21 protein-coding genes and 1 pseudogene are annotated in these 26,508 nt (G+C 50.9%); 14 read left to right on the top strand and 8 right to left on the bottom strand.

The features are described from left to right. Positions 1-389, top strand: a 389-nt coding sequence (locus tag I6E40_RS07015; RefSeq protein ID WP_410897044.1) for a PD-(D/E)XK nuclease family transposase, incomplete at its 5' end; no start/stop codon positions are given. A gap of 254 nt (positions 390-643) precedes the next feature. Here the strand turns inward: I6E40_RS07015 and thrA are convergent. After that, positions 644-3,067, bottom strand: a complete 2,424-nt coding sequence (thrA, locus tag I6E40_RS07010; RefSeq protein WP_235386328.1) for a bifunctional aspartate kinase/homoserine dehydrogenase I — start codon at positions 3,065-3,067, stop codon at positions 644-646. Between the two features lie 99 nt (positions 3,068-3,166). Beyond that, entirely contained in the window at positions 3,167-4,720 is a 1,554-nt protein-coding gene (locus I6E40_RS07005) for a glycoside hydrolase family 10 protein (RefSeq protein ID WP_410897043.1), read from the bottom strand. Positions 4,721-4,964: 244 nt separating this feature from the next. Between I6E40_RS07005 and I6E40_RS07000 the strand changes: the two genes are divergently transcribed. The 5 genes from I6E40_RS07000 (at position 4,965) to I6E40_RS06980 (ending at position 10,539) form a co-directional block, all read left to right on the top strand. Then, positions 4,965-6,341 (top strand): bifunctional cytidylyltransferase/SDR family oxidoreductase, encoded by a 1,377-nt coding sequence (locus tag I6E40_RS07000; protein ID WP_235386327.1) that lies wholly within the window; start codon positions 4,965-4,967, stop codon positions 6,339-6,341. A gap of 115 nt (positions 6,342-6,456) precedes the next feature. Beyond that, the gene (locus I6E40_RS06995) at positions 6,457-7,263 is read left to right on the top strand and encodes a phosphorylcholine transferase LicD (protein WP_235386326.1); all 807 of its coding nucleotides are present in this window, start codon (positions 6,457-6,459) and stop codon (positions 7,261-7,263) included. Positions 7,264-7,290: 27 nt separating this feature from the next. Beyond that, the gene (locus I6E40_RS06990; protein ID WP_235386325.1) at positions 7,291-8,292 is read left to right on the top strand and encodes a hemolysin activation protein; all 1,002 of its coding nucleotides are present in this window, start codon (positions 7,291-7,293) and stop codon (positions 8,290-8,292) included. 1,109 nt (positions 8,293-9,401) lie between these two features. Next, on the top strand, positions 9,402-9,584 hold the full coding sequence (locus I6E40_RS06985) for a hypothetical protein (protein ID WP_235386324.1): 183 nt from the start codon (positions 9,402-9,404) through the stop codon (positions 9,582-9,584). A 445-nt stretch (positions 9,585-10,029) separates the two neighbouring features. Continuing rightward, the gene (locus I6E40_RS06980; protein ID WP_235386323.1) at positions 10,030-10,539 is read left to right on the top strand and encodes a leucine-rich repeat domain-containing protein; all 510 of its coding nucleotides are present in this window, start codon (positions 10,030-10,032) and stop codon (positions 10,537-10,539) included. Between the two features lie 88 nt (positions 10,540-10,627). On the opposite strand, the gene I6E40_RS06975 is transcribed toward I6E40_RS06980, so the two are convergent. Next, positions 10,628-11,032 (bottom strand): zinc-ribbon domain-containing protein, encoded by a 405-nt coding sequence (locus I6E40_RS06975; protein ID WP_235386322.1) that lies wholly within the window; start codon positions 11,030-11,032, stop codon positions 10,628-10,630. An 84-nt stretch (positions 11,033-11,116) separates the two neighbouring features. Between I6E40_RS06975 and I6E40_RS06970 the strand changes: the two genes are divergently transcribed. The 8 genes and pseudogenes from I6E40_RS06970 to I6E40_RS06935 all read left to right on the top strand — a co-directional run bounded on the left by I6E40_RS06970 (position 11,117) and on the right by I6E40_RS06935 (position 19,651). Beyond that, positions 11,117-11,527 carry a leucine-rich repeat domain-containing protein gene (locus I6E40_RS06970; protein ID WP_235386321.1) on the top strand — a complete coding sequence of 137 codons (411 nt, stop codon included), beginning with the start codon at positions 11,117-11,119 and terminating at the stop codon, positions 11,525-11,527. 319 nt (positions 11,528-11,846) lie between these two features. Continuing rightward, complete coding sequence (locus I6E40_RS06965) at positions 11,847-12,053, top strand: DUF3791 domain-containing protein (protein WP_235386320.1); 207 nt, start codon at positions 11,847-11,849, stop codon at positions 12,051-12,053. A 71-nt stretch (positions 12,054-12,124) separates the two neighbouring features. Next, positions 12,125-12,529 (top strand): annotated as a pseudogene (locus tag I6E40_RS06960) (DUF3990 domain-containing protein); the annotation flags it as partial. Beyond that, entirely contained in the window at positions 12,526-12,747 is a 222-nt protein-coding gene (locus I6E40_RS06955) for a hypothetical protein (protein ID WP_235386318.1), read from the top strand. The pseudogene I6E40_RS06960 and the gene I6E40_RS06955, both read left to right, overlap by 4 nt. 695 nt (positions 12,748-13,442) lie before the next feature. Continuing rightward, positions 13,443-15,170, top strand: coding sequence for a single-stranded-DNA-specific exonuclease RecJ (recJ, locus tag I6E40_RS06950; RefSeq protein WP_235386317.1), 1,728 nt, complete (start codon positions 13,443-13,445; stop codon positions 15,168-15,170). A gap of 400 nt (positions 15,171-15,570) precedes the next feature. Then, positions 15,571-17,289: an ATP-dependent DNA helicase RecQ gene (locus tag I6E40_RS06945; protein ID WP_235386316.1), complete on the top strand. Its 1,719-nt coding sequence runs from the start codon at positions 15,571-15,573 to the stop codon at positions 17,287-17,289. A gap of 100 nt (positions 17,290-17,389) precedes the next feature. Beyond that, positions 17,390-18,835: an ATP-binding cassette domain-containing protein gene (locus I6E40_RS06940; protein WP_235386315.1), complete on the top strand. Its 1,446-nt coding sequence runs from the start codon at positions 17,390-17,392 to the stop codon at positions 18,833-18,835. A 3-nt stretch (positions 18,836-18,838) separates the two neighbouring features. Further along, the gene (locus I6E40_RS06935) at positions 18,839-19,651 is read left to right on the top strand and encodes an EFR1 family ferrodoxin (protein WP_235386314.1); all 813 of its coding nucleotides are present in this window, start codon (positions 18,839-18,841) and stop codon (positions 19,649-19,651) included. Between the two features lie 20 nt (positions 19,652-19,671). On the opposite strand, the gene I6E40_RS06930 is transcribed toward I6E40_RS06935, so the two are convergent. From I6E40_RS06930 to I6E40_RS06910, 5 genes are all read right to left on the bottom strand, one after another. Further along, positions 19,672-21,375, bottom strand: a complete 1,704-nt coding sequence (locus I6E40_RS06930; protein ID WP_235386313.1) for an ArnT family glycosyltransferase — start codon at positions 21,373-21,375, stop codon at positions 19,672-19,674. Positions 21,376-21,434: 59 nt separating this feature from the next. Continuing rightward, a complete protein-coding gene (locus I6E40_RS06925; RefSeq protein WP_235386312.1) occupies positions 21,435-22,199 on the bottom strand; it encodes a YaaA family protein in 765 nt (254 codons plus the stop codon). A 414-nt stretch (positions 22,200-22,613) separates the two neighbouring features. Next, positions 22,614-22,877, bottom strand: coding sequence for a 50S ribosomal protein L27 (gene rpmA / locus I6E40_RS06920; RefSeq protein WP_235386311.1), 264 nt, complete (start codon positions 22,875-22,877; stop codon positions 22,614-22,616). A gap of 23 nt (positions 22,878-22,900) precedes the next feature. Beyond that, positions 22,901-23,215: a 50S ribosomal protein L21 gene (gene rplU, locus I6E40_RS06915; RefSeq protein WP_235386310.1), complete on the bottom strand. Its 315-nt coding sequence runs from the start codon at positions 23,213-23,215 to the stop codon at positions 22,901-22,903. Positions 23,216-24,212: 997 nt separating this feature from the next. Then, on the bottom strand, positions 24,213-26,051 hold the full coding sequence (locus I6E40_RS06910) for a leucine-rich repeat domain-containing protein (protein ID WP_235386309.1): 1,839 nt from the start codon (positions 26,049-26,051) through the stop codon (positions 24,213-24,215). Positions 26,052-26,508 lie beyond the last annotated feature (457 nt).

The following is a 26,508-nucleotide window of genomic DNA, read 5'->3' as shown; positions in this document are numbered from 1 at the left end:
GGCTCTATGCCATCAAGAATCTCGCCACGCTGATGGAACGCCCCGCCGTCTTGCAGGAAGCAGTCTTCCAACGTCTCTTTGAACAAGCTGAAATTGCACAATTTAATCGTGAGGAGCTGAAAAGCTATCTTGAAAGTCAAAAGGACTTCTGGGATCTTTTCGCCGTGACGGAAACCGCAGAGAAGAAAGGTCGTGCGCAAGGAATGGCGGAAGGAATGGCAGAGGGAATGGCTAAAGGAAGAGCGGAAGGAAGAGCGGAAGGAGAAGTGTTGGCTCAGAAGAGATTATTCCGTAACATGTATTGTAATGGATTTTCTGTGGAACAAATCGCACAAATGACTTCGACCACTTTGGAAGAGGTTGAAGAAAGCATCAATGACGCCACGTAGATTCCCCAAACGAGAGAAACGGAACTTTCAAAATAACCTTTTAGGGCTGACTCCTGCAAATGGAATCAGCCCTAATTTTTCAACCGCTCAAAAAGCTTAGCGGACAGTTATAAGTTCTGAACAGTTCTTTCTTTAAGGGGTGTTCTAAAAATTAGGTTGAGTTGATTTTTGAACGTTCCTTATCCCGTAATTTATAGCACACCCCTTAAAAGAAATTACAGATTTGCTTCTCGGAAGTTCCGAGTCAACTTTGCTTAGTTTGCCACACGCATGATGTCAGCGAAGACACCGGCAGCGGTGACGGCGGCTCCTGCGCCATAGCCTTGAATCAGCATGGGATACTCACGATAACGCTCCGTTGTCAAAAGGAGAATGTTGTTGGAGCCGTCAAGTTCGTAGAAAGGATGTCCCATGCTAAATTCACGCAGACCAACGCTTCCTTTTCCGTTTTCCCACTTGGCGACAAAGCGCCAGCGTTTGTGTTCGCGTTCCAAGCGCTTTCGCTCGGCTTCGAAGTGGGCATCTTGTTGCGGAAGTTCACGCCAGAAGTCGTCCAACGAGCCTTCAAACAAGGAGGCAGGAATGAAGAGTTCGCGAGCAATTTCGTCAAGCTCAACGCGATAGCCACTCTCCCGAGCCAAGATAACCAATTTTCTGACTACGTCTTTTCCCGAAAGGTCAATGCGGGGGTCGGGTTCGCTGTAGCCGTTCTCCTGAGCAAGTCGCACAGCCCGGCTGAGGGGAATGTCGGCGGAGAGGGTATTGAAGACATAGTTCAGCGTACCACTCAAGACGGCTTCGATGCGAAGCACGTGGTCGCCGGAACTAAGAAGGTCGTTGATGGTGTTGATGATGGGAAGTCCGGCACCGACATTAGTTTCGAATAGAAATTTGACGCCTTTGTCGCGAGCGATGTGCTTGAGACGGGAGTAATTCTCAAAATCCGAGGATGCAGCAATTTTGTTGGCGGCAACGACGTTCACGTTGCGTTGCAGGAGTTCTTCATAGTGCGCAGCCACTTCCGGCGATGCGGTGCAATCGACGAAAACGGAGTTGAAGAGGTTCATCTCTTTGATGTGTTCAACCATGCACTCCACTCCACCCTCGGTGGCTTGTGAAAGAAGGTTTCTGAAGTTTGAAAGATCAATGCCTTCACGGTCAAAAATCGCCTTACGGCTACCACTGATGCCGGTGACGAGGAGACGCACACCGCGTTCTTTCATCAGTTTCTCACGCTGTGCCTCAATTTGAGACAAGAGGCTTCCTCCCACCGTTCCAGTTCCGCACACGAAGAGGTGGAGGTCTTCGTGCTCACTGAGAAAAAGACTGTCATGGAGCACACTCAGCGTCTTTCTCAAATTGTCACGTTCAACGACAAAAGAGAGGTTTAATTCCTGACCGCCCATGGCGACGGCGGAGATACTGATGCCGTTGCGTCCAAGAACGGAGAAAAGTTTTCCGGCGATGCCCGGCCAGCGGCGCATTTTCTCGCCGACGACGGCAACGCTGGCGAGGTTGTCAGCCAAGGCTGCAGGGTTCATGGAGCCGTCGGCAATTTCGCGAGCAAACTCTGTGTCAAGCAGTTCGCAGGCTCTGCGAGCCTCGCCGGGTGTCATGCAAATGGAGGTACTGGTCTCGGAGGAGTTCTGTGCCACCATGAAAACAGAGATGTGTCCCGCAGCAAGCGTGGTGAAGATACGGCGGTTCACACCAATCACGCCCACCATGGAAGGACCGCTGACGGTGACCATGGCAGTCTCTGCGACGGAGGAGATGCCGCGGATGGGGCGGTTGCTCTGCTCTGCCTTGATGCTGATGACGGTGCCTTTTGCGTCGGGGCGGAAAGTGTTCTTGACGAGGATGGGAATGTCTTTGCTGCAAACGGGGTAGATGGTGGGCGGATAGACCACCTTCGCGCCGAAGTTACAAAGTTCCATGGCTTCGGCGTAGGACAGCGCATCAATGGGGAAGGCGTTGGGAATGATGCGAGGGTCTGCCGTCATGAACCCGTCCACGTCCGTCCAGATTTCCAACGCTTCCGCGTCAAGGGCGGCAGCAATGATGGCGGCGGTGTAGTCAGACCCGCCGCGTCCGAGATTGGTGGTGACGCCGGAGTTCGTGTCGGAGGAGATGAAACCGCCCATGACGGTCACCGGCGGCAGTTGTTTCATGTGCTCGCGGACGAGCCGATTGGTTTCGTTGAAATCAACGATGTGTTTTTCGCCTTGTCGCGTGGTTTTGATGAGTTGGCGCGAGTCAAGGTGACACGCCTCCTCCAGCAGGTCGGCGACGATGAGCGAGGAGAGGCGTTCGCCATACGCCACAATGACGTCAGAGGTCTTGGGCGTGAGGTCGTGAATGAGGAAGACGCCGTGAAGGATGCTGCGGAGTTCGACGAGAAGGACTTCCAAGCGTTCGAGCAACGCCGGGCGTTTTACTTCGGCAATCACATCGTTCACCATCTGGCGGTGACGCTTCTCAAGTGCTTCGAGTTCGGACACGTAGGCTTCATCGCCATCGGCAGCCTGTTTCATCAAAGCGATGAGACGGTCGGTCACTCCGCCGAGCGCAGAAACCACCACAACCACCGGACGTTTCGTCCGGCTGACAATATCTCTGACATGAAGGATGCCCTCACGCGAGCCAACGGACGATCCTCCGAATTTGAGTACTTTCATTTTGATAATGTCTAATCGTTTTTATGGTGTTGTCTATAAATCATGGCATAAGGAGCATCCAAGAGGAAGTGTCTTCTTATATACCTATATATATATGCCTCACAACTTCACTTTGACCTTGACAGGCTTGGACTCGTTCTGGAGTCGGTCGAGGGCAGTGACCACGTAGGTGTATTTCTCTTTGCCTTTGGTGTAGGGGAGCCGGAAGTGGCAGTCCGAGGTGATGGCGACGATGGCAGAGGCGTCGTAGAGGTCAATCTTTGCCCCGGCGGGGAAGCGATAGACGACATAACTCTTCGCTTTGTCCATTTCGGTTTTTCCCTTGGGCTCGGTCCAGAAGAGGTAGTAGCCTTTGGAGGTCCAGACGGCTTTCACCTTGCGAGGTTTATTCGGTGCTTTGTCATCGAGGAAGGGGAAGAGGGGCTGCAGGGCGAGCGTGCGGTGATATTTGCTCTTCAAGATGGAAGCATAGTTGCCCTCGTCACGCACAACGGCGGCAGAATACCACAGGCAGGAGCCTTGAATGCCGCGAAGCGTGCGCTGCAAGCGGAATTTCTCGGGCATCTGGTTGACAGAGGGATTTTTCAAGTCGGCGGCGCGCACGGTGCGTTCAACGTCTTGCCCGATGATGAGCGGACGCCCGCCGGCGAAGCGACTCCACCAGTGAATGAGTTCATCGTAGTCCGCAGCGCGGTGACCTATCTCCCAATAAATCTGCGGCACGGTGTAGTCCACCCACCCCTGATTTATCCAATAGAGCACGTCGGCGTAGAGATCATCATAGTTCTGCAGTCCGGATGTTTTGGAGCCGGGAAGGTTGCTGCCCTCCTTCTGATTGTGATAGATACCAAAAGGCGAGACACCGAACTTGACCCAAGGTTTGACGCTGTGGATGGAGTCTTGCAACATCTTGATGAAGAGGTTCACGTTGTAGCGTCGCCAGTCGTCGCGGTTGGTGATGCCGTTGCGGTTTGCCTTGTAGGTCTCCTCGTCGGGAATCTCCATGCCTGCGGCAGGATAGGGGTAGAAATAGTCATCGATGTGAAAGCCGTCCACGTCATAGCGGCGCACGATGTCGGCGGCGACGGAGCAGATGTAGGTTCTGTTTTCGTGCATACCGGGGTCAAAGAGATAGAGCCCATCATACTCAAAGAAACGCTCAGGGTGTTTGGCATACTGGTGCGTCACTGCCAACTCCTTTGTACCTTTGGTCTTGGCTCGAAAGGGATTGATCCATGCGTGGAGTTCCATGCCTCTCTTGTGACACTGCTCAACCATCCACTGCAAGGGATCCCAGTAGGGATTCGGGGGCGTGCCCTGTCGCCCGGTGAGGAAGCGACTCCAAGGTTCTTTCTCCGAGGCATAGAGCGCATCGCCTTCGACTCTGACTTGAAAGATGATGGCGTTGATGCCACAGCGTTGGAGTTCGTCAAGTTGATTCGTCAGATTCTGCTGCATGACGTCACGACTCATGCCGAGGAACTGTCCGTTGACGGCTTGAATCCAGGCGCCTCGGAACTCACGCTTGGGCTGATAGTCCATCTGCTCAAGGTCGGTGGTTTGTGCAGAAAGAAGGAGAAAGAAGGAGGAAAGGAAGAGAGCGGTAAGCGTTGTTTGGATGCGGGCGCTTGCCGCAGAAAGAACATGTTTCATAAGATTATAAGGAACGTTCAAAAATGAAGAGGCGTTCATCACCTTTTCGACGCACGCCGCCACCAAATTCTGTTTGGAACGGAAGCAAAGGTAAGGTTTTTTTGCGTAAAGCAAGTTTAAGTAAGCGAAAAACCCTACCTTTGCCTTATCTGACAAACAGAAGAGTCCTTTTTTGAGGATAAATTAGTCCTTATGCTGAGGAACTCCATCCCCTTTTCGTGAGGGACTGCAAACCTTCATCGACATGATTAGAAACATCGCCATCATCCTTGCAGGCGGCACCGGCAGCCGCTTGGGACTGAGCACTCCCAAACAGTTCTTCAAGGTTGCCGGGAAAATGGTTGTGGAACACACCGTGGACGCTTTTGAGAGCAATCCGCACATTGACGAGATTGCCCTCGTCTCCAACCCTTTCTTTGTGGCGGACATGGAAAACATGGTGTTACGAAACCGCTGGAAAAAGGTTAAAAAAATTCTCAAAGGCGGAAAGGAAAGATATTTCTCCAGCCTCAGCGCGATTCAAGCCTATGAGGGGGAAGAAGAGGTGAACCTCATTTTCCATGATGCCGTCCGACCGCTGGTGAGTCAGCGAATCATCGACGACGTGTGTGAAGCCCTGCTGACTCACGCTGCCATTGACGTCACCGTGCCAGCCGTTGACACCATCATCGAAGCGGAGGAAGACCACATCTTCGCCATACCGGATCGAACGAGGCTGCAACGAGGACAGACACCGCAAGCCTTCCGACTCTCCACCATCAGACGAGCCTACGAACTCGCGCTGCAAGACCCGAACTTCCGCGTCACGGACGACTGTGGCGTGGTGGTGAAATATCTTCCCGAAGAAGAAGTCTTCCTCGTGCGAGGCGAAGAAAGCAACATGAAACTGACCTACAAAGAGGACACCTTCCTGCTTGACAAACTTTTCCAACTGAGAGGCATGAACGCACCTGCCAACAAGGAAACGTCGGAAAATGACTTTGAAGGAAAGGTGGCTGTGGTCTTCGGAGGCTCCTACGGCATCGGGAAAGACACCGCCGAAGAACTTCGAGCAAGAGGCTGCTCCGTCCACTGCTTCTCACGCTCGCTCACCGGCACCGACGTCGGACAACGAGAAGACGTCGAAAAAGCACTCCAAGAAGTCAACCAAAAAGAAGGACACATTGACTTCGTCATCGCCACGGCGGGAATCTTGAACAAAGAACCGCTGGTCACGATGGACTATGTCACGATTGAAAATACTGTGCGCACTAACTTTTTTGGAACGGTGAACGTGGCACTTGCCGCCTATCCCTTCCTGCATGCAACCAAAGGAATGCTGGTCTTCTTCACCTCAAGCAGTTACACCCGAGGGCGCGCTTTCTACAGCATCTACTCTTCCACCAAAGCAGCCATTGTGAACTTCGTTCAAGCCGTGGCACAAGAATGGGAACCCGCGGGCATACGCATCAACTGCATCAACCCGGAAAGAACGAAAACTCCCATGCGCGTCAAAAACTTCGGCGTCGAGCCGGATGACACGCTGCTGCAATCGAAAACCGTGGCGGAAGCCACCGTCCGCTGCCTGAAAGCGGACTACACCGGGCAGGTCATCGACGTCAAACGACAAAACGTGTTGTGAAACCAACAAACTTCCTTGAAGAGAGGCTCAGAATTCACCAAACCTCTGCCACACCTCTCTACTTCCTCCTCTATTTCTCTTTAACGCCGCTCTGCGACATTCATTCCACCTCACCGTGACCACTCCACTCTCTGACTTTCTCGAACGCCACCGCCGCGCGGTGCAACTCCGACAACTGGAAATTCTTCGCGCCATCCACCGGGTCTGTCTCAAAAACAACATTGACTACTGGCTGGACGGCGGCACGCTACTGGGCGCCGTGCGCCACGGCGGCTTCATCCCCTGGGACGACGACATCGACATCGCCATCCGACTCACCGACATTCCGCGCTTTGAAGAAGCCTGCCGGAAGGATCTGCCGGAAGGACTGAAACTGCAGTCGCCCGCCACGAACAAAGAGTTGAGAATGCCCATTTATAAGGTACGCGACAACAACTCTTTCCTCGTCGAAGGCGCCGACGACTTCACACGCCCCTACGAAAAAGGACTCTACGTGGATGTCTTCCCCATGATGCCCTACCCTTCCGTCTCACGCGACTTCATCAAACGAATCACAAAAGGCTACTGCCGAAGCAACGCCATTCTGAACAGTCAGCACTACTACTCTTGGCGAGCCACGGCGGAACTCTTCTATTTCTCCGCGAAACGCCTCTTCTTCAAAACGCTTTGGAATCTGGCGTGTCTGACGCGAATGAAAGGTGAATATTTTTCCAACACGCTGAACAACAACGGCTACGGAATCATGCACCGCACCGAAGTGGTCTTCCCGCTCACACGCATCAACTTCGAAGGTGAGGAGTTCCTCGCACCCGCCGACTCCGACGCCTATCTCCGTGACCTCTACAAAGACTACATGACACCGCCACCGCCCGAAAAACGCGGTGGACACGCTGTCTTCTATCTTGAAAACCTGAAACTCTGACTCCTTCACCCCTCATCATCTCTGCTCATGGACATTTCCGTTCTCATTCTTTTCTTCAATCGCCCCGACGCTCTCGCCGCCGTCTTCGAACAAGTACGAAAGGCGAAACCGGCACGACTCTTCCTCTATCAAGACGGACCGCGCAACGAAGCCGACGTGCCACAACTTGAAGCCTGCCGACGCGTCGTTGAAAACATCGATTGGCCCTGCGAAGTACACAGAAACTTTCAAGAAGTCAATCGAGGCTGCGACCCAAGCGAATTTCTCTCACAGAAATGGGCGTTCTCACTGACCGACAAATGCATCGTCCTCGAAGACGATGACATACCGAGCCTTAGTTTCTTCTCTTTCTGCAAAGAAATGCTGGATCGCTACGAAGACGACCAAAGAATCAGCATGGTCTGCGGACTCAACGTCGATGAGACCACCAAAGACTGCCCCTACGACTACTTCTTCTCCACCGTCTTCAGCATCTCGGGATGGGCTTCATGGCGAAGGGTCATCGACCAATGGGACGAACACTACGGCTTCCTCGAAGACGAGTATAACCTCCATCAACTCGATGCCTACATTCGCGACCGAAAACAGCAATCCAACTTCATTGACTTCTGTCGCTACCACAAGGGACTGGGAAAGGCTTACTACGAAACCATCTTCCACGCGGCGATGTTCTTCCAAAACGGGCTGTCCATCGTTCCGCGCGTCAATCTCATCCAGAACCTCGGTGCCTGCGGCGAGGGCGTACATCTCAGCGGCACGAACGCCACGCTCCCACATGCCTATCGCCGAATCTTTGAAATGAAGTCTCACGAGTTGGATTTCCCGCTCCGCCATCCGCGCTACGTCATTGAGAACGTGGACTATAAGCACCGATTCTTCCGCATTCAAGGCTGGGGACATCCTTGGATTAAAATCGGACGCTCTTTTGAACAACTTTGGCTGAGTCTCCGCCACGGCGAACTGAAAAACATTGGCAAAGCAGTGAAGAACCGCATCCGAATCCTCTGCGGTCGCTCCCGCTTCGACTGAGCCCAACCTCCCCAACAAAGCAATTCCTGCCTCGGGAAAAATTTCCATCATGCTTGCCACGGCTGACAACCTTGTCCGCCGTGGCAACATTTTTTCTAAGAACTTGTAGAACGCATAAGTTGAACGCGTGCTGCACAAACCCACGGGAAACCACTCAATCACCAAAATCCCACAGAACTGCAACCGTTCATTTTTACTTACACCGTCAACGAAGAGGGAGAGAAGAGGAATGTAGGGTTGCAGCGTGACTCACTCGTCTCGCTATACGTATATTATAGAGAAATATAAATCCTGCAAACCCTACACAAAACCCTACATTTTCCTCGTATATCACTGATTATCCGTTCGTTGCACTGTGTAGGGTCTGAATTGAAAATCCTACACAAATCCTACATGGAATCATACACTGAACCCTACATTTTAGAACACGAATTTTGAGGAAGGCAAAGAAAAATTTGAAGAAGGGAAAGAAAAATTTGAAGAAGGCAAAATAAAATTTCAGGAAGGGAAAATAAAATTAGGGGAAGGCTAAGAAAAACTAGGGGAAGGCTAAGAAAAACTAGGGGAAGGCTAAGAAAAACTGGGAGCGCACCTAAGTAAAACTGGGAGCGCACCTAAGTAAAACTGGGAGCGCACCTAAGTAAAACTGGGAGCGCTCCTAAGTAAAACTGCGTGCCGAGTAGGCAAAACTTTTCTCAGCGACACAGGCTCCCTCGAAGAGCAAAAATGTAGGATAAAACCACGTTTTTGCATATTTCCGCCCAATCCTACATTTATATTTTTTGCTTCACCACGACCCTACACACACCGCCGCGAAACCCTGCACAATGAAGGGTTTTGTGTAGGATTTTAAGACCAAATCCTACACACCTAACCCCTATGATTATCAAGCTTTAAACCCAAACTGTGTAGGGTTTGAAGGAAATGCATGTAGCCTTGAAAAACGTATAGGTGTGAAAGGTGAATACGCGCGCGAGGCGCGCGTATCCTTTTTACATTTTTCTGCCGTCTTCCTTTTTGTGTGCATCATGGCACAAGTTTTGCTGTAAGCCCTCATTGTGTAAGGACAAATTTCTCAAACGGCTTCGCACATTCTCAAGCAACTTTGCATGTCGTCAAACGAGCAACGTCTTGACGAGGGAAGAGATGGCTTTACCTTCGGCGCACTCTATCTTGCCACAGCATGGCTGCGCAGTAAGGTGGCAAAGGTCACGCCCCTCTATGGCACAGAGGAACGGTTTTCGCCCTCCGTCTCTTCCTCTCTTCCTCTCTTTGTCCCTTCCTCTCTTTGACTCTTTGTCTCTTTGACTCCTCGACTCTTCCTCTCTTTGACTCTTTGACTTTTAGTCTCTTTCTCCCTTCGTCTTGTTTGTATGATGCTTTTACTCTATTTTTGCAACTAGTTAGAATGCGTAACCGCATTTTGACGGAATCGGTGGCGGACACGCATTCGTTCGTTTCTGGTTGCCACTTGAGAGAATGCTATGTCTTACCATAAATAATATTTCTTCGCCATGCTGTCGCAACCCTAAAGCAAGCAGCATCGCCTCCACGAAACAGGCACTTAATACGCACGCACAAGCCTTCGCATCGTCACTCATCGTGCGACGGCAAGGCAAACGATTTTAGACAGAGGCTTCAAGCCTCCCTATAGTCCAACATGGTGCGCGCCCGTTCCCATTGACTTAGGACTTTAGACTAGCCAATGAATGGTTGCACATACTAATATTTATTCACATGAAAAAATACTTTTTACTCCTTACCCTTTTATGTCTTTCCCTTTCTGCCCGGGCTCATGACGCAGAGGTAGATGGAATCTTCTACAATCTGGATGCAGACAACAAGACGGCTACGGTCACTTTTCAGGGAGACAATTATGACTCGTATGATAATGAATACTCCGGTGACGTAGTGATTCCTGAAACAGTGACTTATAATGGCATCACATATTCCGTCACGAGTTTGGGATGGGCGTGCTTCACATATTGCAGCAGTTTGACCTCCATCACCATTCCCAACTCCGTCACGAGTGTGGGAGAATACTGCTTCTCTGCTTGCCGCAGTTTGACCGCCATCACCATTGGCAACTCCGTCACGAGTATGGGAAAATGTTGCTTCTCTTATTGCAGCAGTTTGACCTCCATCACCATTCCCAACTCCGTCACGAGTTTGGAATATGGCTGCTTCGCTGATTGCAGCAGTTTGACCTCCATCACCATTCCCAACTCCGTCACAAAAGTTGGATGATATTTTAAAGTTTCGTTATTTAGGGATTAAACGGCAATCCCTAAATAATAAGTAATCCCACTTACCGCTTCTGATAGGTGGGATATTATTAGAAATCAAAGTAATCTTCTAAAGGTTTTTCTTCTTCTTTGGGCTTTTCTTCCTTCTTCCATATCTTTTCTATTTCTTCAAAGATACCTAGTTTGGGTATATCGGCATTAAATAACGCTATAAATGGTGCATAGATAAAACCTACTACTATCCACGCAAATAATCCACCTATAGCAAATACTACAGTTTTTAGTACCTTCCACGAAAATATAAGTTTAGGCTTTAAGTAGTTAATACACCTTTCTTTCCTTTCCTTATATTTTATCTTCTCGGTAAAAGATGATAATTTAATGTCAGTAGATATAGTGGTTAAATTATGACCGTTTGCCGTTACATCCTTTCCACAATACCTACAGTATATGGAATCGTCATCTATAAGTTTACCACAGTATTTACAATACATAGTTCTGTAGTTATTTGTTATTTTTTGAGTGCAAAGATACTCAATAAATAACGGAACTACAAATAATATCAAGGAATTACGAGTGTGGGAGAATACTGCTTCTATGGTTGCAGCGGTTTGACCTCCATCACCATTCCCAACTCCGTCACGAGTTTGGGAGATTGCTGCTTCGAGAATTGCAGCAGTTTGACCTCCATCTATATGCTTCCCTCCACACCTCCCAGCACAGGATCTGCTATATTAGATTACACTCCGTTAGAAACAGTCTATGTGGTGGACGAGGATGCCAAGACTGCCTATCAAGTTAAATACCCTTGGCACGAATATGAGATTGTGGTTATGCAGCCCACCGGCATAGAAGAAGTGGAGACAGAAAAGACTGCACCCACCATTGTCGGCTACTACGACCTGAATGGCAAACTAATCAACGGCAAACAACGCGGCGCGGTCATCGTGCGCTACTCCGATGGTACTACGCGAAAGGTGCTGAAGTGACAGTGCGAAAGGTGCTGAAGTGACAGCGCGCAAGAATAGTCCGTCACACAGCCGACGCAATTATCGTGCTCAGAAATACACTCCGACATTCAATGATTCATCCGTTCAAATAAGGAGGTGTTCTATAAATTACGGGCTTTTGAACGTTCCTTATCCCGTAATTTATAGAACACCCCTAAAAATGATGCCTTCAAATTGTAAAAACTTGGTGTATTTGAATAAATGAGTAACTTTGCAAACAAAGTTACATCAGCCGCGCCATGCCACACGGTATTTGTGCGGACTAAAAGGAAGAGATTTGCTTATGTCAAAGCAGGTAATGGACAGGATAGAGTATCTTGTGTTGTTGGTGGCGGAGTTCGCTGCTCGCTGCAGGGTGTCGGAGGCGATGGCTTACCGCTACCTCAACCAGTATGGCGCTTTGGCACTTTGCAACAAGCATTACAACGTGATGCACACGCTATCGGTAGAAGAGAACATCCAGACCTTGCGGGAATACTGCCAAAGGAGGGGTGGAAACCTATGACACTCTATCATGGTTCAACTGTTGACATCCCTCATGTTGACTTAGCAAAGTCGTAACCCAACAAGGATTTTGGCAGGGCTTTCTATCTGTCTGATGACGAACAGCAAGCCTTGAAAATGGCGCAGTTCCGTGCAGAATTTGAGGATTCTACTCCCATCGTCAATGTGTATGAGTTTGACGAGGCTCTTTTTGAGGAGTTCCAAATCAAGCGGTTCGAATATTATACCGAGGAATGGGCACACTTCGTCTATGACCATCGAACAGAACCCAACGGCAGGACACTACATGATTACGACATCGTGTATGGCCCTATAGCAAACGACCGCATCGGTGCCCAGATAACGCGCTATAAACAAGGTTACATTTCCTTTGAGGAATTTCTAAAGCGCATCCAGTATATCAAGGGCCTCACATTCCAGTATGCTTTCTGTACGCAGAGAGCCATTGACAAACTCATAAAGCAAACAAGCAGATGAACGTATCGCAGGCAGAATTTCAGAATATGAAAGAGGAGATAGTCAAAGACCTTATCTCCCGGCTGATGGACGAGCGTGGTCTTTCTATGGAGCAAGCCTTTGATATTGTTTACACCTCTCGGCTGTTTGAGAAATTGAACGACCCAAAGACTGGCCTTTTCTTTCAATCCTCTGGCTATGTATATAGTTATCTTACAGAAGAATTACAATCTACATAAAAATAGTCATGTGAAATATAAATATGTGTGGATTACATACAAAAACATTATTTGACGAGGCTGTGTTGTAATTAAGGTTTACGGCGCAGCCTCTTCCTTTGCCACCTACTCTCACTTTGCCTCCTCCTTTCCTGTGCCTCCCACTCCCACTTTGCCACCTACGTTCACCTTTACCGACCTCTCACGAAGCGGTGTTCCTTAGTGTGCTGTTTTGAAACACGAATCTCTCGAATGTTTTTGGACACGAATTGAATAAGATTTGAACGAATTGGGCGGTGAAGAGGCGGTGAAGAGGACACGAATAGGAGGTGAATAGGAGGTGAATAGGAGGTGACGCGGTTTTCGTCTTCTCGTCCCTTTGTCTCTTCCTCTCTTCGTCCCTTTGCCTCTTCGACTCTTCGTCTCTTCGTCTCTTCGTCTCTTTGTCCCTTTGACTTTTTGTCTCTTCTTCTCTTCGTCTTCTCAGCGACACAGGATTCCCCATACGAACCGACAAGAGGAGCAGAAAAAGACTGAAATTCACACCGCTTTCACCCCGCATTCCGCTTTGTTTGACGAGCAAATTGAGGAAAAAGCAGGAAAATCCATAAATTATGCGTAATTTTACCGCTTAATTGGAGTAGTTCGCCTCGTCCCATCCGTAACAGGCGATGACTCCCCTTGGTTCAGACAAACAAAACAAGACATATAAAACCATGATTTACAATTGGAACTACGAAGAGCCCGATGCAAAAGTCGCGGAAGAGGCTGCCGAACTGGCAGCCGCGGCACGCATTCATCCGGCTCTCGGCAGATTGCTCCACGAAAGGGGAATGCGAACACCCGCGGAGGTGACGCAATTCTTTCGTCCGCAACTGACCACGCTCCACGACCCGTTCCTGATGAACGACATGGATAAAGCCGTGGACAGACTCAACGAAGCCATGGGGAAAAAGGAAAGAATCCTTGTCTATGGAGACTATGATGTCGATGGATGCACCGCCGTCGCACTCGTCTATAAGTTCCTCAGACAATACTATTCCCACATTGACTACTACATCCCCGACCGCTACGACGAAGGCTACGGCATCTCCCACAAAAGCATTGAGATGGCAGCGGAGAGCGGCGTGAAACTCGTCATCGTGCTGGACTGCGGCATCAAAGCGGTGGAGGAAATCGCCTATGCCAAGTCGCTGGGCGTGGACTTCATCATCTGCGACCACCACGTGCCCGACGACGTGCTGCCTGAGGCAGCTGCCATCCTGAACCCTAAACGCCACGACAACCACTACCCCTACACGGAACTCTCCGGCTGCGGCGTGGGTTTCAAGTTCATGCAGGCTTTTGCCCTCAACAACGGCATCGAGTTCAACAAACTGACGTCGCTGCTGGATTTGTGTGCCGTCAGCATCGCCTCTGACATCGTCCCCGTGATGGGGGAAAACCGCATCCTTGCCTATCACGGGCTTCGCTGTCTGAACTCCAACCCGAGCATCGGCTTGCGCGCCATCGTGGAAGTCTGCGGATTGACGGAAAGAGAACTGACGATGAACGACATCGTCTTCAAAATCGGACCACGCATCAATGCCTCGGGAAGAATGCAGAACGGCAAAGAGGCTGTGGAACTCCTGGTTGAGAAAGACTATCCCGTCGCTCTGGAAAAGGCACACCACATCAATGTCTATAACGAAGCACGCAAGGACCTCGACAAACAAATCACCGAGGAGGCGATGGAACAAGCCGAGAAAATTCCACACATGAAAGAGCGTCGTAGCGTCGTCATCTACAACGAGAGCTGGCACAAAGGCGTGATTGGCATCGTGGCATCAAGACTGACGGAACAGTTCTATCGTCCCGCCGTGGTGCTGACCTGCAGCGAAGGCATGGCGACCGGTTCGGCGCGCTCCGTCTCAGGGTTTGACGTCTATAAAGCGGTGCAGAGCTGCGAGGAACTGCTTGAAAACTTCGGCGGACACACCTACGCCGCCGGACTCACGCTGAAAGTCGAAAACGTGGAAGAGTTCAGTGAAAGATTTGAAGCCTACGTGGCTTCCCACATCCTCGAGGAACAAACCAAGGCGAGCATTGACATCCATGCCATCCTCGATTTCAAGGACGTGAACTTCCGCTTCTACCAGCAGTTGAAACGCTTCGCACCCTTCGGACCGATGAACGAGAAACCGGTGTTCTGCACCAAAAAGGTCTATGACTACGGCACGAGCAAGGTGGTCGGAAGAGGACAGGAGCACATCAAACTGGAACTCGTGGACGACAAGAGCAACCACGTCATGAACGGCATCGCCTTCGGTCAAAGCTCGCAGGCACGCTACATCAAAACGCGTCAGTCCTTCGACATCTGCTACACCATCGAAGAAAACACCCACAAACGAGGAGACATCCAACTTCAAATCATTGACATCCGACCGAGAACAACGGAAAAATAGACCTTGGTTCCCCGTTCCCGCCGAGGCTCTTCTCCCTTAGTCTCTTTGACTCTTTGTCTCTTAATCCCTTTGTCTCTTTGTCCCTTTGACTCTTCGTCTCTTTGACTCTTCGTCTCTTAGCCCCTTAGTCTCTTTGACTCTTTGTCTCTTAGTCCCTTTGACTCTTTGTCTCTTAGTCTCTTTGACTCTTTGACTCTTTGTCTCTTAGTCCCTTAGTCTCTTCGTCTCTTTGACCCTTTGTCTCTTTGACCCTTTGACCCTTTGACTCTTTGTCTCTTTGACTCCTTGTCTCTTAGTCCCTTTGACTCTTAGTCTCTTTGACTCTTTGACTCTTTGACTCTTTGACTCTTTGACTCTTTGTCTCTTTGACTCTTTGTCTCTTTGACTCTTTGACTCTTTCATGTATAACTCCGCACGCTACAAAAAGATTCTGCAGGACGTTTGGGGATACCCCGACTTCCGAGGCATTCAAGAGGACATCATTCGCCACATCGCTGAAGGCAATGACACACTTGGACTCATGCCGACCGGCGGCGGAAAGAGCATTACGTTCCAAGTGCCGGCACTGGCGGCGGAGGGAACGTGTCTCGTGGTGACACCACTCATCGCCTTGATGAAAGACCAAGTCGCCAACCTCAAGAGCCGCGGTGTCGCTGCCGTTGCCATCAGTTCGGAAATGTCAAGGGATGAAATCACGCGCCACCTTGACAATGCCCACTTCGGCGCCTATAAACTCCTCTACATCTCCCCCGAACGCCTCGGTTCGCCCAACTTCATCTGCCGTCTGCGAGGCATCCACATCAGTTTCATCGTCATCGACGAAGCCCACTGTATCTCACAATGGGGCTATGACTTCCGACCCTCCTATCTTCAAATCGCCACCGTGAGGGACGTGCTCCCCGGCGTGCCCGTGTTGGCGCTGACTGCCACTGCTACGAAAGAGGTGGTTGAGGACATCTGCCAGAAACTCCGATTCAACGCCACGGGCAAGGTGTTCCGCATGAGTTTTGAACGTCCGAACCTGCGCTATGTCGTACGTGCCACCGAGACACCGATTGAAGAGATGGTGCACATTCTCCAAAGCGTCCCCGGCTGCGCCATCGTCTATGCCAGTTCGCGAGAAAAAACGGAGGATCTGGCGAAGGCACTGACGGAACAAGGAATCCCCGCACTTCACTATCACGCAGGTCTCTCGGCACTGACACGACAAACCGTCCAGCGCGCCTGGCAGGAAGACCGAGCCCGCGTCATGGTCGCCACCAATGCCTTCGGCATGGGAATCGACAAACCCGATGTCAGACTGGTTCTCCACTTTGACGTACCGGACAGCATAGAAGCCTACTTCCAAGAAGCGGGACGTGCCGGACGAGACGGTAAACTTGCCTATGCCGTCCTCATCCACAACTCCTTCGTTGAACGCACCCTGCTCCGAAGGGTGGAGGACTCCTTCCCGCCAACGGACTATCTGAGGAGGGTCTATGCGGAAATCTGCTACTTCCTTCAAATCGCCGAGGGAGAAGCGGAGGGCAGAACCTTTGAGTTCAACATTGCCAAGTTCTGCCGCGTCTTTCAACACTTCCCCATCCGACTGCAAAGCGCACTCAACATCCTCAGCCGAGCAGGCTATCTTGAGTATCACGAAAAAGAAGACGCCACCTCACGGCTCATGGTGATGATGCAACGCAACGAACTCTACAGCGTGAACTACCTGCCCGAACGCACGGAACTCGTGCTCGACGCCGTCCTGCGACGCATCCCGGGCATCTTTGCCGAATATCGAACCGTAGAAGAAGACATGCTGGCAGAACATTGCGACATGACACAACAGGAGGTCTATCAGCATCTCTGCTCACTCTCCCGCTGGGGCATTGTGAACTATGTTCCGAAAAAGAAAATACCCAAAATCACCTTCCTCACCCGCCGTCTTGACCCGAAGAATGTGACTTTCCCACCGGAAATCTACTCCATCCGCAAAGCACACATGCAAAAGCAGATTGAAGCCATGGCGAACTATGTCCTGCAGGACGAACTCTGTCGCAGCAGAGTCTTGCTTCACCACTTCTCCGACGATGCACCGGACTGCGGCGGCTGCGACGTGTGTCTGAAAAACAAAAAATAGGGAGGGCAGCGATCAATCAAATACTTTTCATACTCCCGTCAAACTCCCGTCAAACTCCCGTCAAACTCCTGCAGAAAACTGTCAAAATGCCAATACACCCATGACTCCTCTGATTCAAATCCGACAAGGGGTGGCACGCCATCCGCTCTATCGTCTTCGTGCGCCCTTTGACTTCACACTTCACGCCGGAGAACACACCGTGCTCTTCGGAAAGAACGGAGCGGGGAAAACGCTGCTCGCCCGACAAATCGCAGGAGCATGCCCACTCCTCGGTGAAGCCAGAACGGACAATCTCGCCTCCGAACAGCACACACAGGGTGGCATCCGCTGTCTTTCGTTTCGAGACATCTACGGCGGTAACGAACCTGCCTACTACCAACAACGCTGGAACCGCGCCGATGAACAAGTCTTCCCCACCGTGGCGGAGATGCTGGAGCGCGCGAAACCGGTCGGTGAGGAGGTGTCGGAGGAAACACTGCGCCGGGTGGAAGAAACCGGCATCACGGCACACCTTGACAAAACCATCAACCTCCTTTCAAGCGGAGAACTCCGACGCCTGCAAACGGCACGAATGCTTTTCTCCCGCCCGAAGGTGCTGATGATTGACAACCCCTTCATCGGTCTGGACAGAGAGGCGCGCCGCTCCTTCACCGCCCTGCTGGAGGAACTCGCCAAGGATCTCACGCTCATCCTGATTGTATGCCGCGAAGCGGACATCCCGCCCTTCATCCGCAAAGTCGTCAGCCTCAGCGAACGAACCCTGACTCACACGGAATCCAGAGAGGAGTTCTTCCAACGCAGAGAAAACGAACAAAAAACGCTGACACCCAAGCCCGCTCCCCTGCCCCTTCCACCAACAGCCTCCCCAGTGCCGCAAGGGGAAAACATGATTGAGTTCTGCGACGTGACGGTGACCTACGGCAGTCGGCACATTCTCCATCACCTCGATTGGACCGTGCGCTGCGGCGAACGCTGGGCGCTGACCGGACCAAACGGCGCGGGAAAATCAACCCTGCTCTCGCTCATCTGCGCCGACAACCCGCAAGGCTATGCCTGTCCCATACACCTCTTCGGGAAAAGACGGGGACGAGGCGAAAGCATCTGGGAAATCAAGAAACACATCGGTTTCGTTTCACCGGAAATGTTCTCAACCTATCGTAAGCCGCTCCCCGCCATTGACATTGCGGCGAGCGGACTGCGCGACACCATCGGGCTCTATGTGCGCCCCTCACAACAGGAACGGGAACTTTGTCTGGAATGGATGAAACGCTTCGGCGCCGGCGACCTCGCCACGCGGGACTATCTCTCACTCTCCGACGGTGAACAGAGACTGGTGCTGCTGGTGCGTGCCTTCGTCAAACAGCCTGCCCTCCTCATCCTCGACGAACCGTTCCACGGACTCGACGACGAACTGACCAACCGTGCCCGAAGCATCATTGACGCCTATATGACTCGCCCGGACCGCACGCTCATCATGGTTTCTCACTACGATGAAGAATTGCCCTCCTGCATTGACCACCGACTGACACTCTCCCGCCAAGATTAGCCTATGATTATCTATTTCTCCGGAGCGGGCAACAGCCGCCACCTTGCCCTCCGACTTGCCCAACTGCTCGGCGACCGCGCTGTCTCCATGGAAAGTCTTTGGGAAGAACACAGTCCGAAAATCGAACTCAGAGCCCACGAAGACCTGGGCTTCGTCATGCCGGTTCACTTCGGCGGAATGCCTGCCTTCGTCCACGACTTCATGTCGCAGATGGAGGTGCGGCACGCAATGGATGCTCCTTTATATGTATATGGTGTGGTGACCTTCGGCGCCTCCGTCGGAGAATGGGAGAAGCAATTCAGGGATGCGGTGCACGCCTGCGGTCTGGAGGCAACGGCAACCTTTCCCGTGAAGATGGTGGACACCTACGTGCCGCTCTTTGATGTGACGAACACGGAGAAAAACAACAATATTCTCAAACAGGCGGAAAAACTCATCCCGCGCATCGCCGAGAGCATCCGAAAAAAAGCCGTTTGTCTGCAAAACGAGACAAACGGACGAAAAATGAATAACGGGAAGATGCCACACTGGATGGCGAAGTGGCAATATAAGTACTACGAACGTGCACGCCACACAAAACGCTTCTCGGTGGAGCCGCCGGCTTGCCAACACTGCGGCGTATGTGCCGCAAACTGCCCGACAAGGTGCATCGAAATGCGCACGGACGAACTTCTTCCGGTTTGGACAAAAGAAAAATGCACGCTCTGTCTGCGCTGCCTCCACCACTGCCCCGCTCACGCCATACGGCTCGGACGGAACAGTAAGAAGCATGGACAATATCCCGGACCAACGGGAACGCAAGACAAAGAGGAATAGTCCCCCAACATATACCTACCCTACTTCACCACATAAAGGTGCGAACAAAAGACTTCATCGTAGCGCCGCTTGTTTTCTTTCGGGCGCGGATTGTCGTCAAAACGACCGAGGTCTTCCACGTTGAACTGCTGCAACGCCTCCTCGGAAAGATAGTCGGAAAGGGGACGCGCCAAAACGAGCAGACAGGGAGCGGCGGCACGCAGGCTGTCGGCATTCGTCACTTCCAACGGACGGATGGGACGCCCCATGACATAGACCAACTCAATGCGCAGCGGGTCTGAAGCACCATGATAGCAAGGCAATGCCTTCACCTCGGAGCGAGCGTTCACGGTCGCAATGCTGTGGCGCTCTTGGTTCATAAACAACTTATCTACCAAGGGCATTCCGAAGGCTTCAACGGAGAGGAAAAGAATGACTACACCATAAACCACCCGTCTCACTCGCAAACCGCGAATCGCTCTCACCAGCCACGCCGTCACCGCGAGGCAGAACAGCGCAACGCCGATTTCCTCCCAAATGTTGATGTAACCTTTTTCATACAAGAAAATCCAAGTCGCCACAGGGAGGATGAGAATGACTGCCGTGATGAGCCAGGCGTTGACGCGGAAGAGTACGCGCTCGCGGCGATGCTTGCTGCCCAACTCACCGAACACGTCAATCCAACGCTGGAGTTGATAGCCCATGACGTAGGCGGCGGGAATGAGCAAGGGGAAAAGATAGCGCGGCTTCTTTTCGGGCATACAAGACAAGAGGAAAAGACTGAGCACCATCCACAGCGCAGGCATGGCGTAGGCACGGTCAAGGCTTCGCAGCCGCAGTCCCCATGCCTGCAAACGGTTCTTTCCTTTCTCGCCGGCAACGGCATAGCACAAAGGAGCAATCAACGAGGTGAGCAGCAGAAGACTCCACACGCCGCTTTCAAGGAAGAACTGCCAATAGTACCAGAACGGGCGAGCATTGTGATTCACCCAAGCGACGGTCTCTTTCTGCACAACTGCACCCACGGTGTCGGAAGCGTAAAGGAGAATATAGGCAAACCACCAACCGCCCACGATGACGGCGAGCAGAATCGCCCACAAAAGTCCACGACGATGACCGCGCAACGGCGTTTTCATGGTGAGGAACCAGGCAGGAAGGAAGGGTAGAAGCAAGGCATAGAACGAAACCGGACCTTTGCTCATCCACGACAGACCAAGCCAGATGCCCGCCCAGGTGAAGTGTTTGAACTGAGTGCGGTGAAGGTCCGCCCGCGCTTTGAAGGCTCGCGCCAAATGGAAGATGCCCGCCATCATGAAGGCATGGCAGAAGATGTCCCAGTTCACCGTGCGCCCCGTGAGCACGACATTATAGGAGGTCACGAAAACCAAAGTCGCCAAATAGGCGTTCATGCGCAAGAAGCGGTGGGCGAAGACATAGAAATAGAACACCAAAAGCGTCGCTGCTGCCGCCGCCATGCCTCGCTGAAGCGGAAGGCTGTCCGTCCCCGTCAGCAAAGTCACCGCCACAAGCCACGTGGGCAAAGGAGGTTTCTCCAAACGAGGCTCAGCGTTCATCGTGGGTTCCAGCCAACTGCCGTCAGCCACCATCTCGCGAGCCGTGATGATGTTTCGCGACTCCATGATGTCAGGTTGCAACACGCCGTTGTGCATGAAGAACGTCACAAGGCAAAGAAGGAAAATGAGCACAGGCTCTGTGAAATGGCGGGAGGGACGAAGAGTGTACAAGTTTCTGTGAAATTAGAGGTATATAAATAATACGTTGTAATCTTTCACGTGTGGATTCATCACGAGCGTTGGAGATGCATGACCATCGCCACGCCGGGAATGTCGGGTTGGAAGCCGTTCAAAGCCTCGGCTCCGGAGGGACGCTGGAGCAACAGGTGACGCACCGCTAGTCCGCGGGACATTTTGGCGTAGATGGTTACGTTCTTCTCGCGTTCGCCTTCCACAACCTTGAAGTCCGGCGTGACGACGGTCGTTTCGCGACAGACGCGTTTCCAATCAAAGAGACGTTTCATTTCTGCGCTCGCCAAATTGACCAACACACCGTCATCGGCTTTCACGCTCTCAATGAGAAAGTCTGTCAGCAAAGGCTTCCAGAAATCAAAGCGGGATTGGGCGTCGCCATTGGCACTGCCGGACAGGGCAACGCTGCCTTCCAAACGATAGGGGGAGATGGCATCGCCGGAACGCAGGAGTCCATAGAGGAAAGAGGTGATGAACAAATGCTTGGAAGCGAAGTCCAAGGCATCGGCATCAAGCGTCTCGGGGGCAATTTGCTTGAACACAACGCCATCGTAGGCAAACAAAGCAGCCCTTTTCGGATTCTCTGTGTCAAAGAAGTGCTGATAGTTCAAACAAACCGTAGCAGCAATTGGATGACTCACCTTGAGGAGTTTCGCCATGTGCTCCGGCGTCAGCTGCATCAACCGCTGCGCCATTTCATTCGCCTCATTGAGAAAGCGAGGCACGGTCTGCACGTACTCCTTCTCCTCCGGACCACATTGTCCGAACTGCATCGTCTTGGAACAAGAAATGAGGATTTGCATGAGCGAAAAGGGTTAAGGGAATTAGGATTCTTACGAGGAAAAGTAAGCCATGAACCAAGTAATGAACGTTACGTCATCACTTCTTAACGAATGAGAAGCATGAAGGATTGGCGCAAATTTAGTGCTTTTCCCGTGAGTTTGCAGCCTTCACGACAACAAAAACCTTTTCTACACGCTATCTACGACCTATAGAGACCTTATCTACAACCTATAGATGAGCTGCAGAGAACCTGTCGTTGGAACGTCTTGATTTCCAAAATCAGCGCCGCGACAGTCACCACACGCTGAACAATTGTGACGTGGAGGACGCTTGAAGGGGGAATAAAAGCGCCGGGTTGCAACCTCACGGCCACAACCCGACTGATTGTAATGAAAAAAAGTTTTTTACTCTAAATACGAGACTAATCGTCCCTTTTATGCTTCAGCGAAGGGTACGACAGAAACGACGCTGCGATCACGCTGACCGCGGTGGAATTCCACCTTACCGTCAGCGAGGGCATACAACGTGTGGTCCTTGCCCATACCTACATTTTTACCAGGATAGTGAACTGTGCCGCGCTGACGAACGATGATGTTGCCTGCGATGCAAGCTTGACCACCCCAAATCTTAACGCCTAATCTCTTTGAAGCTGATTCGCGGCCGTTCTTAGAACTACCAACACCTTTCTTATGTGCCATGTTTTCTAAACTTTTTAAATGGATTAAGCAATTACTTGTTTGATGGAAATCTGAGTGTACTGATGGCGGTAGCCATTGAGTTTGCGATAACCCTTGCGGCGCTTCTTGTGGAACACCAACACTTTGTCGCCTTTCACAAGCGGTTCAACCACTTCGCAAACAACCTTAGCGCCTGCCACTGCGGGAGTTCCCACGGTGATGGTGCCGTTGTCCACCAACAAAACATTCTCAAATTCAACAGTCTGTCCGCTTTCGGCACCTTTGATGTGGTTCACAAAGATTTTCTTGCCTTCTTCGACTTTGAACTGCTGACCGTTAATCTCTACGATTGCGTACATTATTATTAATTGTATAAACGGTTTTTTCCGGGAGGCGGATTGCAACTGCAATCTCTTCTTTAGCCCCTTCGGACTCTAAAATCGGCTGCAAAGATACGTTTTTCTTTTCAAACAACAAATCTTTCTCTCTTTTTTGCGCATTTTTTTGAGTTTTTCGTCACGGCTCTTTCATTTAACCCAAGTTTGATGCCATAAAAAATTTTTCAACTATTTTTGGGGTTTGTAGAACTAACTGTCTGTATATCAGTAATGGCATCCTGCAAAACTGAATTGTAGTACACAGGAGCTTCGCCGAAAGGTGGTATCTTTGCCCCCGATAGAAACAGAAATAAACCGTTCAATGGTAGCGCGATGAATTCGCCACCTACTCCGCCTTACTGCGGCTCAGTCGCTGCGGCTCTGCACTTGATGAATGCACAGATAAGATGCTGGTTCCTGCCGGGAAAAGGTTTTTCCGGTTTTTGTCTTTCATTCATTCGTTCAAATTCTGAACATTAATGTTCCAAAAACAGAAATTTTTCTCCATTAATGCCCATTAATTTTCTCATTAATTGCCCCATTAATTCTGAACATTTCTCGCGTTTCGTGTTCCGAAACAAATTAAGGGCGTTTTAATGAATCAAATTCATGAACATTAATGTTTCAAAAAAAGGATCTTTCGCCTCTTTGTCTTTTTGACTCTTAGTCTCTTTGACTCTTAGTCTCTTTGACTCTTTATCTTTCACCCATTCGCGAGATTCGTGTTTCAAAACAGCACACCCGGAACACCGCTTCGTGAGAGGTTGGTAAAGGTGAACGTAGGTGGCAAAATGAGAGTTGGAGACAAAGGAAAGTAGGAGGCAAGTGCATTGGGAATTGGCATTTACCTCCTACTGTTTATTTTCATGTGCGTGTCCGAAATTCTCCTTATTTGAACGGATGAACCATTGAATGTCGGTGTGTATTTCTGAGCACGATAATTGCACCGGTCTGTGTGACGGACTGTCCTTTCGCGCAGTCACTTCAGCAACTTGCGCGTAGTGCCATCGGAGTAGCGCACGATGACCGTGCCGCGTTGTTTGCCGCTGATTAGTTTGCCATTCAGGTCGTAGCAGCCGACAATGGTGGGTGCAGTCTTTTCTGTCTCCACTTCCTCTATGCCGGTGGGCATAACCACAATCTCATATGCGTTCCAAGGGTATTTAGCTTGATAGGCAGTCTTGGCATCCTCGTCCACCACATAGACTGTTTCTAACGGAGTGTAATCAAATATCCAGGATCCTGTGCTGGGAGGTGTGGAGGGGAGCATATAGATGGAGGTCAAACTGCTGCAATAAGAGAAGCACTGATTTCCCACACTCGTGACGGAGTTGGGAATGGTGATGGAGGTCAAACTGCGGCAATTCCAGAAGCAGTCATCTCCCAAACTCGTGACGGAGTTGGGAATGGTGATGGAGGTCAAACTGCTGCAACCCTCGAAGCACTGATTTCCCAAACTCGTGACGGAGTTGGGAATGGTGATGGAGGTCAAACTGCTGCATTCATAGAAGCAGTAATCTCCCAAACTCGTGACGGAGTTGGGAATGGTGATGGAGGTCAAACCGCTGCATTCATAGAAGCACATATATTCCAAACTCGTGACGGAGTTGGGAATGGTGATGGAGGTCAAACTGCTGCAACCAGAGAAGCAATATCTTCCCAAACTCGTGACGGAGTTGGGAATGGTGATGGAGGTCAAACTGCTGCAACCTTCGAAGCAGTTCCATCCCAAACTCGTGACGGAGTTGGGAATGGTGATGGAGGTCAAACTGCTGCAACCATAGAAGCAGTAATCTCCCAAACTCGTGACGTAGTTGGGAATGGTGATGGAGGTCAAACTGCTGCAATCCTCGAAGCACTTATATCCCAAACTCTTGACGGAGTTGGGAATGGTGATGGAGGTCAAGCTGCTGCAACCTTCGAAGCAGTTCCATCCCAAACTCGTGACGGAGTTGGGAATGGTGATGGCGGTCAAACTGCTGCAACCCCAGAAGCAGCTATTTCCCAAACTCGTGACGGAGTTGGGAATGGTGATGGCGGTCAAACTGCTGCAACCATAGAAGCAGCCATAGCCCAGACTCGTGACGGAGTTGGGAATGGTGATGGAGGTCAAACTGCTGCAACTACGGAAGCAGTCTTCTCCCAAACTCCTGACGGAGTTAGGAATGGTGATGGAGGTCAAACGGTAGCATTCACCGAAGCACTCATCTCCCAAACTCGTGACGGAGTTGGGAATGATGATGGAGGTCAAACTTTTGCAATAATAGAAGCAGCCTCCTCCCAAACTCGTGACGGAGTTGCCAAGGGTGATGGAGGACAAACGGCTGCACCACGCGAAGCAGTAATCTCCCAAACTCGTGACGGAGTTGGGAATGGTGATGGAGGTCAAACGGCTGCAACCAGAGAAGCAGCCTCCTCCCAAACTCTTGACGGAGTTGGGAATGGTGATGGAGGTCAAACTGCTGCAATCAGAGAAGCAGGAGCTTCCCAAACTCGCGACGGAGTTGGGAATGGTGATGGAGGTCAAACTGCTGCAACCAGAGAAGCAGGAGCTTCCCAAACTTGTGACGGAGTTGGGAATGGTGATGGAGGGCAAACGGTAGCAATCATAGAAGCACCTTACTCCCACACTCGTGACGGAGTTGGGAATGGTGATGGAGGTCAAACTGCTGCAACCATAGAAGCATTCATCTCCCAAACTCGTGACGGAGTTGGGAATGGTGATGGAGGTCAAACTGCTGCAATTCCAGAAGCAGTCATCTCCCAAACTTGTGACGGAATATGTGATGCCATTATAAATCACTATTTCAGGAATCACTACGTCACCGGAGTATTCATTATCATACGAGCCATAATAGTATCCCTTAAAAGTGACTGTGGCCGTCCTGTTGGCTGCATCCAGATTGTAGAAGATTCCATTTACCTTTGCGTCATGAGCCCGGGCAGAAAGGGAAAGACATAAAAGGGTAAGAAGTAAAAAGTATTTTTTCATGTGAATAAATATTAGGATGTGCAACCATTCATTGGCTTGTCTAAAGTCCTAAGTCAATGGGATTTCTCTCAGGTAGCAACCGGACACGAACGAATGCGTGTCCGCCACCGATTCCGTCAAAATGCGGTTACGCATTCTAACCAGTTGCAAAAATAGGGTAAAATCATTATACAAACAAGACAAAGAGACTAAAAGACTAAGAGACAAAGAGAGGGGGCCTACCCCAACCCCTCCCTAAAGGGAAGGGCTTTGTTGCGGCGCTGATGCACCGCACATGGGGGTC

It is taken from the genome of Prevotellamassilia timonensis, from assembly GCF_021531665.1.
Lineage (GTDB): Bacteria > Bacteroidota > Bacteroidia > Bacteroidales > Bacteroidaceae > Alloprevotella.
This window is presented reverse-complemented; position numbering and strand designations above follow the sequence as displayed.